At 58.8% G+C, this 11856-nt stretch carries 9 protein-coding genes; 2 read left to right on the top strand and 7 right to left on the bottom strand.

Features of this window, described 5'->3' with window-relative positions:
* Positions 1 to 119: 119 nt before the first annotated feature.
* Positions 120 to 1745, bottom strand: coding sequence for a methyl-accepting chemotaxis protein (locus tag QKY98_RS04490; protein WP_074583306.1), 1626 nt, complete (start codon positions 1743 to 1745; stop codon positions 120 to 122).
* 180 nt (positions 1746 to 1925) lie between these two features.
* On the bottom strand, positions 1926 to 3218 hold the full coding sequence (gbca, locus tag QKY98_RS04485) for a glycine betaine monooxygenase oxygenase subunit (RefSeq protein WP_027600530.1): 1293 nt from the start codon (positions 3216 to 3218) through the stop codon (positions 1926 to 1928).
* A gap of 328 nt (positions 3219 to 3546) precedes the next feature.
* Here gbca and gbcB point away from each other — a divergent pair, with 328 nt between their 5' ends.
* Entirely contained in the window at positions 3547 to 4644 is a 1098-nt protein-coding gene (gene gbcB / locus QKY98_RS04480) for a glycine betaine monooxygenase reductase subunit (RefSeq protein ID WP_027598761.1), read from the top strand.
* A gap of 166 nt (positions 4645 to 4810) precedes the next feature.
* Here gbcB and QKY98_RS04475 read toward each other — a convergent pair whose 3' ends face one another.
* Positions 4811 to 5188, bottom strand: a complete 378-nt coding sequence (locus QKY98_RS04475) for a glutaredoxin family protein (protein ID WP_042134870.1) — start codon at positions 5186 to 5188, stop codon at positions 4811 to 4813.
* A gap of 140 nt (positions 5189 to 5328) precedes the next feature.
* Between QKY98_RS04475 and QKY98_RS04470 the strand changes: the two genes are divergently transcribed.
* Positions 5329 to 6000, top strand: a complete 672-nt coding sequence (locus QKY98_RS04470) for a uracil-DNA glycosylase family protein (RefSeq protein ID WP_074583412.1) — start codon at positions 5329 to 5331, stop codon at positions 5998 to 6000.
* On the opposite strand, the gene QKY98_RS04465 is transcribed toward QKY98_RS04470, so the two are convergent.
* The 4 genes from QKY98_RS04465 to QKY98_RS04450 form a co-directional block, all read right to left on the bottom strand.
* Positions 5997 to 6554, bottom strand: a complete 558-nt coding sequence (locus tag QKY98_RS04465; RefSeq protein WP_284670410.1) for a hypothetical protein — start codon at positions 6552 to 6554, stop codon at positions 5997 to 5999. The two genes, QKY98_RS04470 and QKY98_RS04465, sit on opposite strands and share 4 nt — an antisense overlap.
* 83 nt (positions 6555 to 6637) lie before the next feature.
* Positions 6638 to 7375 (bottom strand): hypothetical protein, encoded by a 738-nt coding sequence (locus QKY98_RS04460; RefSeq protein ID WP_143008482.1) that lies wholly within the window; start codon positions 7373 to 7375, stop codon positions 6638 to 6640.
* A gap of 2 nt (positions 7376 to 7377) precedes the next feature.
* The gene (locus tag QKY98_RS04455; RefSeq protein ID WP_284670409.1) at positions 7378 to 9741 is read right to left on the bottom strand and encodes a hypothetical protein; all 2364 of its coding nucleotides are present in this window, start codon (positions 9739 to 9741) and stop codon (positions 7378 to 7380) included.
* Positions 9742 to 9796: 55 nt separating this feature from the next.
* Positions 9797 to 11836 carry a type VI secretion system Vgr family protein gene (locus QKY98_RS04450; RefSeq protein ID WP_284670408.1) on the bottom strand — a complete coding sequence of 680 codons (2040 nt, stop codon included), beginning with the start codon at positions 11834 to 11836 and terminating at the stop codon, positions 9797 to 9799.
* Positions 11837 to 11856 lie beyond the last annotated feature (20 nt).

The following is an 11856-nucleotide window of genomic DNA, read 5'->3' as shown; positions in this document are numbered from 1 at the left end:
AGGCCCCCTTTAACGGCTAGGGTCGCCGTGACTTGATGGTCATTCGTCCCAAATCTGACGGAAGTATGACCAGGGGCGGCCGGTGGTCAGGACTCGCCAGTCGTCAGCCGCGATCACGGCTAGAACTGGAAGCGCTGTACCTGCCCGCTGAGGGTCGCGGCCAGCGCCGCCAGTTGCTGGCTGGAGGCGCGGGTCTGCTCGGCACCCGCCGCGGTCTGCACCGACACGTCGCGGATGCGTACCAGGTTGCGGTCGACTTCGCGCGCCACCTGGGCTTGTTCTTCGGCGGCGCTGGCGATCACCAGGTTGCGCTCGTCGATGCCCGCGACCGACTGGGCGATGACGGCCAGGGCGGCATTGGCCGATTGCGCCTGCTCGCGCGTCTGGCGCGCCTGGTCCGCGCTGGTCAGCAAGGCATCGACGGTCTGGCCGGTACCCTGCTGGATGTCGCCGATCATGCTCTCGATCTCGCGGGTGGACTCACCGGTGCGATGGGCCAGGGCGCGCACCTCGTCGGCCACCACGGCGAAGCCGCGGCCGGCCTCGCCCGCGCGCGCCGCCTCGATGGCGGCGTTCAGGGCCAGCAGGTTGGTCTGTTCCGCGACCGAGCGGATCACGTCCAGCACCTGGCTGATGTTGCGGGTCTGGGTTTCCAGCTCGCGAGCCCGGGCACTGGCACCCAGGACCTGCTCGGTGAGGGTCTCGATGGCCGTGAGCGTCTCGCCCAGCTGACGCTGGCCCTGAACGGCGGTATCGGCGGCCTGGCGCGAATCATTGGAGGTGGAGGAGGCGTTGCCGGCGACTTCCTCGATCGCCTGGCTCATTTCGGTGACGGCGGTCGCCGCCGATTCGATCTCGTTGTTCTGCTGTTGCAGGCCGGTGGCGCTTTCCTGCATGACCGAGGTCATCTCTTCGGCGGCGGACGCCAGCTGGCTGGCCGAATCGCCGATATGCCCCAGGGTCTCGCGCAACTGACCCTGCATCTGCTGCATGGCCTGCAGCAACTGCGCCGCCTCGTCGTGGCCACGGCTGTCCAGCGCCTGGGTCAGGTCTCCCGCGGCGATGGTACGGGCCGCCGCTACCGCCTGGGCGATGGGGTTGGCCACGCTGCGCGTCAGGCGCCAGGCCAGCAGGCCGGTAAGGGTGAGGGTCACCAGGATGGCCAGCCAGGTCACGCTGTTGGAGCGTGCATAGGCTGCATCCGCATCCGCGCTGGCGGCGTGGATGTCCTGCTCGACGGCCTGGCGGAGCGTTTCTATGCAGGCGTTCATCCGCGTACCCAGCGGGCCCATGCTCTGCTGCACGACTTTACGGGCCTGGTCGAGCTGACCGGCACCGGCCAGGTCGGCGATCTGCTGCACGCCCTGCATGTAGCTCTGGTGCACCTGGCGCAATTCATCCAGCGCAGTGCGGCTCTTCGTCGACAGCAGCTCGTGCTGATAGCGGGCGAAGATGGCCTGCACCTCGGTGCTCAGACCGTCCAGCTTCTGGCGGGTGTTGGCCAGGGTCTGGGCATCGGGCATGGCCAGCAGGCGCAAGGTTTCGATGCGGGTGCGGGCCACCAGCAGGCTGAGATTGTCGGCCGCGATCAGAGTCGGGATGTAGCGCTGCTCCACCTGGTGTCCCAGTTGGCGGATCTCCGACAGCTGGTACCAGCCGAAGAGGCCGAGCGCCGCGACGAGGACCGCCAGGATGCCGAAACACAGCAGGTTGCGGGTAGCGATGGACAGGGAGCGAAGAGTCATGACGGCCTGCTAGGAGGAGGAGGGTTCGGAGTGCGAACAGGGTCACAACTTTAGGTGATGATTTGGCGAAAAGGCTCTAGGACGGGTGCGGCAAAAGCTCGCAGCGTTAGAAAGGTCAGACGTTTGTAGGCTTCCGTGGAGTCCTTGCGACTCCACGGAAGGAGGGTGCCGGTACCCTGGTCAGTCGCCGCTGACCTGGCGCAGGTGCGCCGCCGGCGCCTCTTCACCGAGGTTGTTGAGCAGCCGCTCGCTGTACCAGTCGATGAAGTTGATCACGCCGAATTCGTAAGTCTTGGAATAGGGACCCGGCTGATAGGCCTTGGAATTGATGCCGCGCTGGTTTTCCTCGGCCAGCCGGCGGTCCTGGTCGTTGGTGGCATCCCAGACCTTGCGCAGATTGACCGGATCGTAGTCGACGCCTTCCACGGCATCCTTGTGCACCAGCCACTTGGTGGTCACCACGGTCTCGGTCGGACCCAGCGGCCAGACGGTGAAGACGATCATGTGATCGCCCATGCAGTGGTTCCAGGAATGCGGCAGGTGCAGGATGCGCATGGAGCCCAGGTCCGGGTCCTTGATGCGCCCCATGAGCTTCTTGCAGCCGGGCTTGCCGTCCATGGTCATGGACACGGTGCCGGCGAGCAGCGGCATGCGCACGATGCGGTTGCGCAGGCCGAAGCTGGCATGGGCGTAGGGGATGTTGTCGGCGTCCCAGCGGCTGGTGCAGGCGGCGACCTGATCCTTGAATGCCTGGGAGGCGCGCGGATCGGTGACGTCGTCCCACTCCAGCAGGGTGTTCAGCAACTCGGGGTGGGAGCCGTTGCAGTGGTAGCACTCGCGGTTGTTTTCCAGCACCAGCTTCCAGTTGGCCTGCTCGACCAGATCGGTGCGCACCGCGACCTTGGTGTTCTCCATGTCGTACGGCTCCATGTAGTGCTCGAGCGTACGCAGGAAGTCGTCGATGGCCGGCGGTTCGTCGGCCAGGGAGATGAAGATGTAGCCGCCAGCGGTCTTGACGTGAACCGGCTTGAGGTTGAAGTCGGCCATGTTGAAGTCGGCGCCCATCTCGGTGCCGGCGAACAGCAGGCGGCCATCCAGCTCGTAGGTCCACTGGTGGTAGGGGCAGACCAGCTTGGCGACCTTGCCCTTGTCGCTGACGCAGAGGCGCGAACCCCGGTGACGGCAGACGTTGTGGAAGGCGTGCACCTTGCCCTCGGCACCGCGGACCACCAGGATGGGGTTGTCACCCAGCTGCAGGGTGATGAAGTTGCCCTTGGTGGGGATCTCGCAGGTCATGCCGGCGATCAGCCATTCCTTGCCGAAGATCTCCTGCATGTCGATCTGGAACAGGCGCTCGTCGTTGTAGAACGGCTGGGGCAGGGAGTAGGTGCGCTCGCGGGTGCGCAGCATCTCGGCCGTGGCCTTGCGGGCCGGATCGAGAGGGTCGCCCAAACTCAAGGTGCTGACGTCCATCGTACATCCTCGTGGCCACCGCGGCGGGTGGCAAAAGTGGTTGGTCACGGTATTGCAAGGCTATTGGCCGACGGGGCAGGGCCGCCGAATGACCCCGGGTGTCGCCCGTCGCGCGCTGTTCAGGTTCGGCTTGGGGCGGAGTGTGGGGCCGGAGCCGGGAGGGGGCCTTGCTCATGGGCGACATGGCCGACGCTGTTCACGACGCCCCAGCCCTTGCCATTGCTGGGCCGGTCGCCATCGGCATGTGGATGTCGCGATTGGGAAAGTGGCGGTCGTGGGGCCCTCCCAGAATCGCCGCCAATAGCCCCAGTGGCAGTCGAGGTGCGTCATGAATACCTTCCTCAACCCCGTAACCACCCAGACCTGGACCAATGGCCGCCACCCCGTGCGCTGCGTCAAGGTCATCCAGGAAACCTGGGACGTGCGCACCTTCTGCTTCACGGCCGAAATCCCGCTGATGTACTTCTTCAAGCCGGGTCAGTTCGTGACCCTGGAGCTGGAGATCGACGGCCGCCAGGTGATGCGCTCCTACACCATCTCCAGTTCGCCCTCGGTGCCCTACAGCTTCTCCATCACCGTCAAGCGCGTGCCGGGCGGCCAGGTGTCCAACTGGCTGCACGACAACATGAAGGTCGGCGACAACCTGGCCGTGCACGGGCCGGTCGGCCTGTTCAACGCCATCGACTATCCCGCCGACAAGGTGCTCTACCTCTCCGGCGGCGTCGGTATCACCCCGGTGATGTCCATGGCGCGCTGGTTCTACGACACCAACGCCAGCGTCGACATGGTCTTCGTGCACAGCGCCCGTACCCCGCGCGACATTATCTACCAGGGCGAGCTGGAGCACATGGCGGCGCGGATCGACAACTTCGCCCTGAACCTGGTGTGCGAGCGCACCGAGCACGGCGAGTCCTGGGCCGGCTATCGCGGCTACTTCGACCGCCGCATGCTGGAGCTGATGGCGCCGGACTTCCGGGAGCGCGAGATCTTCTGCTGCGGCCCCACGCCCTACATGAACGCCGTCAAGGCCATGCTCCGCGAGCTGGACTTCGACATGACCCACTACCACGAGGAATCCTTCGGCGCGACGCCGCCGGAAGCCAAGGTGGAGGCGGCCGAGCAGGCCGAAGCCGCGGCCGAACTGCCGCCGATTCCCCTGGAAGCCCAGTGCAACGTCGCCTTCACCGAGAGTGGCAAGAGCGTCAACATCGGCCCCGGCGAAACCATCCACGGCGCCGCGGCCAAGCTTGGCCTGCACATCCCCAAGGCCTGCGGCATGGGCATCTGCGGCACCTGCAAGGTGCTCAAGAAGAGCGGCGAGGTGGTCATGGACCACAACGGCGGCATCACCGAGGAAGACGAAGCCGAAGGCTACATCCTGTCCTGCTGCAGCATCCCGCAAGGGGATGTGCAGATCGAGTTCTGAGGGCGTGGGTTGGGCTGTGACAGTTCTATCGTCTAAGCCCAACAGCGCGGATCAAACCTTGGCAACGTTGGGCTTCGCTGCACTCAACCCAACCTACGGACGCTGTGCGTAGCCCCGTAGCGTGGACAACGGCGCAGCCTTGTCCACCAACGATCACACGCAGACCCTAGGCCGGCTGCCGCTCGCCGTAGCGCTGCTCCAGATAGGCGATGATGTCGTCCGACTCGTACATCCACACGCTCTGGCTGCCTTCGTCGATCCGCAGGCAGGGCACCTTTACCCGGCCACCGCCCTGTTCCAGCTCGGCGCGCAGCTGCGGGTCCTTCTTGATGTCCTTGAGGCGGATCGGCAGGTTCAGCCGATGCAGCGCCCGGCGCGTCTTCACGCAGAAGGGGCAGGCCTGGAACTGATAGAGCGACAGATTCGCCAGCTCCGCCTCGATGGCAGCCTGAGCCTGCTCAGTGCGCTTAAGCTTGCGTGGCCGGGTCACCAGATCCAGGCCGACGATCACCTGGCCGAGGCCGTTGCGTAGCAGATTGATCAACGCGATTCACCTTGAGGGTCGTTCGAGCCGGGCAGTTTACCCTATCGCCCCAGGACTGCCGCTCCGCCAGTCGTTACGGAACGTCACCCGCAGGGCAGGGCTCTACTAGAGGGATTAATTCCTCTATGGAGACCTGTTGCATGCCGCTGTCTTCCGCAGAGCGCGAAGCCTTTCGCCAGCTCGCTGCCGATCTTCCGGGTGTCGATCTTCCGGTCTATGAACAGTTCGCCAAAGACCCGCTGGACCCCATCATTGGTCTGGGCGATCCCGATGCGCCGCTAGGCTTCTTTGGTCGCGATCCGGGGCGGGACGAGGTGAAATACGGCGAACCCTTCATCGGCAGCGGCGGCCAGATCGCCCGCAAGGTCCTCTATACCCACCTGCACGGCCAGCCCCCGGCCGATTTCGAAGCCACCCGCAGCCTGAGTCAGCAGTTCTTCTGGGCTAACACCGTGCCCTACAAGCCGCTTGGCAACAAAGCCTGGTCGGAACGGGTGAAAAAGACCTTCCACCCCCTGATGCGCCGCCTGCTGATAGAGCACTGGCACGGCACCCAACTCATCACCCTCGGCCGCGAAGCCTTCCTCTGGTTCGGCATCGGCCAACCCAAGGAAGAACGCGCTCGCCTGGAAGCCTTCTGGAAGAGCGAAGAGCGCTTCGAAAGCAGCATCGAGGTCACCCTGGAAACGGAAGAGGGCATCCGCAAGACGTTAACGCTCTATCCGCTGCCGCATCCGTCGCCGTTGAATCAGACGTGGTATACGAGGTTTCCGGGGTTGCTGGAGGATCGAGTAAAGCTTTTGCTAAGTTAATCTGTGTTTATGTCATGAGAAAATTCTTCTCTCTGCAATATTTCAAATGCAAGAGGGTAAATGCTAGTTTCAGAGTTTTCACATTTTAGATTAGCGATTCTCTTGCCGTTTTCGTAAACAGCAATGCCGGCTGTTTGTATAGAGTCTATCGAGGTTTTGTCTTGCTGGCTTCTCGTGATATCGTATATAAAGTAGTTATATATACCATTGGCGAATCTTATTCTATTTTCTCCACCTCCTGGATAAGGAGTAGTACTTAACTTAAAGCTATATTCATTTTTTGCTGGTGTTTTTGGATAGATGAGGTTTTCTTTTACCCGCGTCCCAAATCTATATTTGATTAATTTTATTTTCTCATCAAAGCATAGGGATGCACTCTTATGCTGTAATTCGCAATTGAAAAGAACAGTTTCACTTGCAGCGCATAGTGTGAGATGGGATTTCTCTTCTGCGTGCGATGAGATATGAGCGGCAAGAAGCATCGAAAAAACAAAAGGCCCAATTTTATATTTGACTTTGTCTATTTCAGAAAACTTCCGCAATCCTTCGTTCATGCTGTCCATTGATGGTTTAGCTTAAGGGAGCAGTATTAGATTAGCTGTGCAGGTAAAGATTTTGGTTAGGAGTTCATGAGTATCTACTTATTAATTTCTGCCGTCTTTGAACATGGCGTGCTCTTTTTTATATAGTTTTCGCTCGATAAGTTATGGGTTTTAAATTCATTGCCAGTGGGCTCAATAATTAAAAATATTGGGTTCTCTTCAGGGTTTTGTTTTCGGTTCACCACATACAAGTTTATTTTTCCTTGGCTGTAGCATTTTCCAGCAGCTTCAATGACATAGTTTGGTGTGGAATTTTCTAGATCTGATAACTTTGAATAAATTTGTTTTACTTTGATATTTGGGCCTTGGTTTGCCGAGATTTCTATAGGTTCTTTTTTTTCAAGAAGCGAAGTGGTATCCATCTTGGAGGTTTCAGCTTGCCATGCATTAGTGTATTCAAAAGCCCAATCAACATATTCGGAATCTAAAATTTTATTCAGTCCGCAAACGCCCCTGCGGACGCGCAGTCCATTCGTAGAGCTCCTAAAGTCAGAATATAGGCAATCTATATATATATTATTCTCTTTTACCTTCAGCGTGTAATAGTTTTCTCCATCTGCGGCTGAGTAAAGCGAAGGCTTAGAGTCAATTCTTATTAACTCTCTATAAGATCCATCCATTTCTCCGATGATATTGGTGTATTTCAGAGCTTTGTTTTCGAGTTTGAATGTGACGTCTTTTTCGCTGATTTTTTCAACCTCTATTTCTACTGCGCCAGCCAAATTTGACAACGCCATAAAACTTAAAAATACCACTATATATATCTGAGCCACAGTTAAAACTCCTTTAGTAAGCTTGAGGTCGTCTCTAGGATGTCAAGAAATTTTCTAGCATATCCGGCAATCAAGTCCTTTTGGTCAAAGCCGTTAATTATTCTTCTTGCTCCTTCGAAGTCGGTTTTCTCAGAGTTTATGTAGTCTTTTAGTTTTTTCCCGGTAAAGATCCCATTAGTCATTCCCCATATCATTATGGGTACTGAGTATTTAAACTCTGCGGCCAGATCTGGATTTGAAACGAAGTCAACTTTAAATTTTTCAGATGCCTTTAAATAATTCTTTTTCCATGTGAGGTGGACACAACCTCTGCCTCTATATTTGTAGCCATCTCCCTGCTGGCTGTTGCCGTTTTCTATAGCTCTTCTTCTCAACTGAGCTGTGTTTGCCAAAATAGGATCATATTTATCAAAATATGATAATTCACCAATCTCTGGCTTTTTGCTAAAAAATTCTTGCGATAGATAGTGATAGGTTTCGTGTCTCGCTGTCGCCAGCATGTAAGCTACTTCGCAAATATTTGCTTTGTGTTGTTCGGATTTGTAGTAACTGTTAAGACTGTCGATTAGTTCTGACAGGTTTTCAAGAGACTTTGATGATAGTTTTGCCGATGTTTGCGACGAAAAGCTGGCGTGCCTATCATTGTAGAGTTCTAAAAAAAGACTCTTTTCTATGAGGTTCGCTTTTTTCTGGTGGTTAGATATGGTTTCGATGGTTTCAAAGTGCCAAAACTTAGAGGATTTGAATGGAAGCGTATTGCATAGATTGTCTGTCAGCCAAGCCATAGTGTTAATTTTTATTTTTTCTTCTTCCCATAGTGTATTATGCTCGCCATCATGAGCCATCAAAGCGTCAAGGCTATTCCACTTTTTATCTGCTTGAGCCCATTCACTTTCATAACACGCGGATATTCTCCTGATTGCGGTTGCTTGCCACGGGCTTCGCAGCCCGCTTTCTATTTCTCTGCTAGTGAGCTTTTGGTCTTGATCAGTGTCTAGTATTTTGTAAAGAGCTGTACGGATTTCACTGTCTTTAGCTTGCTGTATATTAAATTCATAAAATTTTTGCTCTTCAGGGCTCAAGAGACCTCGAGCGTCGAGTTGATAAGCTAGCGCTGATAGCGGCGAAATATGCTCTTCTATCGTTAGATAACTTACCCACTCCCACGGACTATGCCGACTGGTAATGAGCTCTTGCTCACAAAGCCACCCCTCTATCGGCCTTCCTTCACCATCTGCCAACAAGCCCTTCAAATGCCACCAGCGCTGTTCCGGTGTACGGACATCACCTTCATTACCCGTGGCGACCGTGATCTTGTCAGCAGCAGGCAGAGCATCCAGTTGCGCCTGGCTGAGAATCAGATCCACCCCTACCTGAACCCCTGGATCGCCGATCCGCGGGGGATGATTGGCATCGATTTCGGGGCGGTGGGTAATCAGCTTGCTCGCGCCGGCGTGGATCTTCAGTAGGGTCTTGTCGCTCTCCGGTAGGCGGACGGCCCAGGCCCGGCTGCGCTCGATGAAGGCGGGAACGTCGTCGCAGCTGAAGGTCTCGAGGTGGATCTGCTGCCGACCTTCGTAGAGGCCCGGGTGGCCGAGCAGAGCGCCGGCCTTGATGGGAAAGGGCTGATCCAGGACAACTACGGTGTTCTGTGCCTTGGGCGCGGCTTCCGGTTCGAGGTAGCGGCGCGCGACGTAGCCCAGGCTGGTCTGGGTACGCCTGGGGCGAAGGGTCAAGCCGTTATCGAGGATCTCGATGATCTCGCACCACTCGCCATCTCCGGCAATCCGTATCCGGCTACCGTTGGCGAGTTCGGCCTGGACTGGCGCATTAGCGCGCGGCTCTTGGCGAACATTGAGTTTGCCCCCCTGGGTCCGTACACGATAGCGATCGTTACCCCAGAAGGCCGGGCGAGGCAGGGTGGGCTTGGCTTCGTAGCCGGCCCAGTCCAGCAGGTGCATGTAGAGGCTGAAGAAGACCAGCGAGGGAGGCGTTTCGGTGCCGTTGGGCAACTGCGGAGCTTCCAGACAGTGACGTATCAGGACGAAGCTGGTGGAGTAGGTCTTGCCCTCCGAATCCGCCTCGGGCGCGAAGCGATGAACCCTGTCGTCGATACGATAGGCGACCACCTCGCCGTCCGCGATGCAGTGAATGCGAGACTGATCCAGAAAGGCTGAGGTGCCTTCGTCGAAGTGGATACCGCCGTGCCAGAGGCCATTACTACCCAACAGATAGGTACCACCCTGGGCATGGGCGAGTGCCTGCTGATAGAGCTGGGGATCGGTGACATCCTGGCCGCCTTTCGCCTTGAAGGGATAGGCCCAGTTTTCCACCTTGGGCTGGGGTGCTGTGGGGTTGGTGGTCATCCTGCTGTCCTTTGCATAGGCCGCGTCGTCGCGGCAGGTCCTTCGAGTGGCCGGGTCAGACGGAAAAATGGAGCATTCGCTGAGGCCTTGCGTCCTGGTGCTGCGGTTCGTTGGCAAGTGCCAGCTGGTTTGAATCGCCAGCCGTGCCCGGCTGGGTGGTACCTGGTGCTCGCGGTCGCTGCAGGGCGATGCCCGAGCCTTTGCCGGGTGCGCTGCCGGCATTCAGGCGAGCCAGGGGACCGACCAAGCTGATACCGCTGGGGTCGAGCTTGATGAAACTGCCACCGGCAGTCAGGGTAAGTTCGGTGCCGGCCTCGATGACGACACGATCACCCGCCTTGATATGGATTTCCTGGCCGGCCTCGACGAACTGGCCGCTGCCCAGCTTGAGATGCTGACTGCCGCCGATCAGCAAGTGATCGCTGGCCTTGACCTCGACCTTGCGCAGGCTATGGACGAGGCGGTGCTCTTCGGCGTGCAGCTCGCTGTGGCTGTTGCCATGGATACGCTGATGGCGCTCGTGGCCGATCTCGCTGCGGTGGTCGTGGCGGATGTGTTCATCCCAGTCGCGCTGGGCATGGACGTGGATTTCCTCCTGCCCCTGGCGATCCTCGATGCGCAGTTCGTTGTAGCCCTGGCCGCCTGGGCTACTCAGGCTCTTGAAGGTGCTCCGGGTCTTGTCCCTAGGTAGTTGTACCGGTGGCTGATGCTCGGCGTGGTACAGGCAGCCAAGGATCAGGGGCTGGTCGGGATCCCCTTCGAGAAAGCCCACCAGAACTTCCATGCCGACCCGCGGGATGGCCAGGGCACCCTGGCGATTACCGGCCCAGTTGCTGGCTACCCGTAGCCAGCAACTGGTGCGTTCGTCTGCCTGCCCTTCACGATCCCAATGAAACTGGACCTTGACCCGACCCAGGGCGTCGCAATGGATCTCTTCTCCAGCCGGGCCGGTGACCACGGCGCTCTGCTGGCCGAGCAGGCGTGGCTTGGCATGACGAGGCAGAGGGCGAAAGGGCAGTTGCCAGGGAATGGCGTGGAAACGATTGCGGTACCCCTGACTCCAGCCATCGTCGTCTGGCAGCCTCAGCAGAGCAGAGGTGCCCAGGCCTTCTTCCAGCACCTGGGGTTGGCGGCCCTGATGCTCGATACGGGTGAGCAGCCACAACTGGTTCCAGCTTGCGCGGGGATGCTCGGTCAGGGGTAGGAAATGGCCGCTGGCCAGACGCGGCTGATCGCCGTGGCCCTGGGCTGTCTGGCTGTCGACGCGCAACGCCTCGAGGCCGCGGGCACTGAGCTGCTTGCCGCGATTCCGATCGCGAAAGCCGGCAGGAAAACGGTAGCTTTCCAAGGTCGGCTGCTGTTCGAGGTCGGTGCGGCTTTCCAGGCGCAGCCGGGGCTGCAGGGGATCCTGATCGCGCAGGATCAGCTGGGTGCTGCGGGTCTGGACTCCGACTTCGAGTCCGCGCACGACGGGATGATCGGCGACCTGACCGCTGCCTGGATGGTAGGGCGTGGCGGCGAGACGGGGAAAACTGGTGGCGTCATCACCGAACACCAGCACGGCGCCGTCAGGCCGGTGCTCGAAGTGGTAGTGGATGCCTTCTTCCTCGCACAGGCGATTGAGGAAGTGCAGATCGCTCTCGCCATACTGCACGCAGTAGTCGCGCGCAGGATAGGGCGTTGGGCCGAGTGCCAGGCGATAGGCACCCTCCAGGATCCCATGCTCTTCGAGCAACCTGGCGAGGATCTGGGGTACCGCGAGGTTCTGGAAGATCCGCGAGTTGGTACGCTGGGCCAGATAGGTCAGACGGGGAACCAGTTCGAGCCGATAGCGGGTCAGGCGTCGTCCTGAGTCCCCCTGAACGATGGCGCCCAGCAGTCCGTGAAGGCCTACGTCCATAGGGCCCAAGCCAAGCCAGGCGGGACGGTTGAGCAGGTCTTCCAGGGCCCAGTCGGGCTTTTCGCTGACGACTTCCACCCGCAGACGATAGGGTTCGTTGAGGGCTTCCTGCCCATGGAAGGCCAGCACCTGAAAGTCATGGACCAGGCCCGGCAGGGTCAGGGTGAAGCGCGGAGCATTGGCGGGGCTGAACATGGAGTGTCTTCCTGACAGTG

It is taken from the genome of Pseudomonas sp. HR1 (genome assembly GCF_030175875.1).
GTDB lineage: Bacteria > Pseudomonadota > Gammaproteobacteria > Pseudomonadales > Pseudomonadaceae > Chryseomonas > Chryseomonas oryzihabitans.
The sequence above is the reverse complement of the archived record's forward strand: the minus strand, read 5'-3'. Positions and strand labels throughout refer to the sequence as shown.

What these genes read in the sequence shown, in the direction of transcription:
- QKY98_RS04490 (WP_074583306.1), bottom strand. Translation starts at nt 1,745, where the DNA reads ATGACTCTTCGCTCCCTGTCCATCGCTACCCGCAACCTGCTGTGTTTC.
- gbca (WP_027600530.1), bottom strand. Translation starts at nt 3,218, where the DNA reads ATGGACGTCAGCACCTTGAGTTTGGGCGACCCTCTCGATCCGGCCCGC.
- gbcB (WP_027598761.1), top strand. Translation starts at nt 3,547, where the DNA reads ATGAATACCTTCCTCAACCCCGTAACCACCCAGACCTGGACCAATGGC.
- QKY98_RS04470 (WP_074583412.1), top strand. Translation starts at nt 5,329, where the DNA reads ATGCCGCTGTCTTCCGCAGAGCGCGAAGCCTTTCGCCAGCTCGCTGCC.
- QKY98_RS04465 (WP_284670410.1), bottom strand. Translation starts at nt 6,554, where the DNA reads ATGAACGAAGGATTGCGGAAGTTTTCTGAAATAGACAAAGTCAAATAT.
- QKY98_RS04455 (WP_284670409.1), bottom strand. Translation starts at nt 9,741, where the DNA reads ATGACCACCAACCCCACAGCACCCCAGCCCAAGGTGGAAAACTGGGCC.
- QKY98_RS04450 (WP_284670408.1), bottom strand. Translation starts at nt 11,836, where the DNA reads ATGTTCAGCCCCGCCAATGCTCCGCGCTTCACCCTGACCCTGCCGGGC.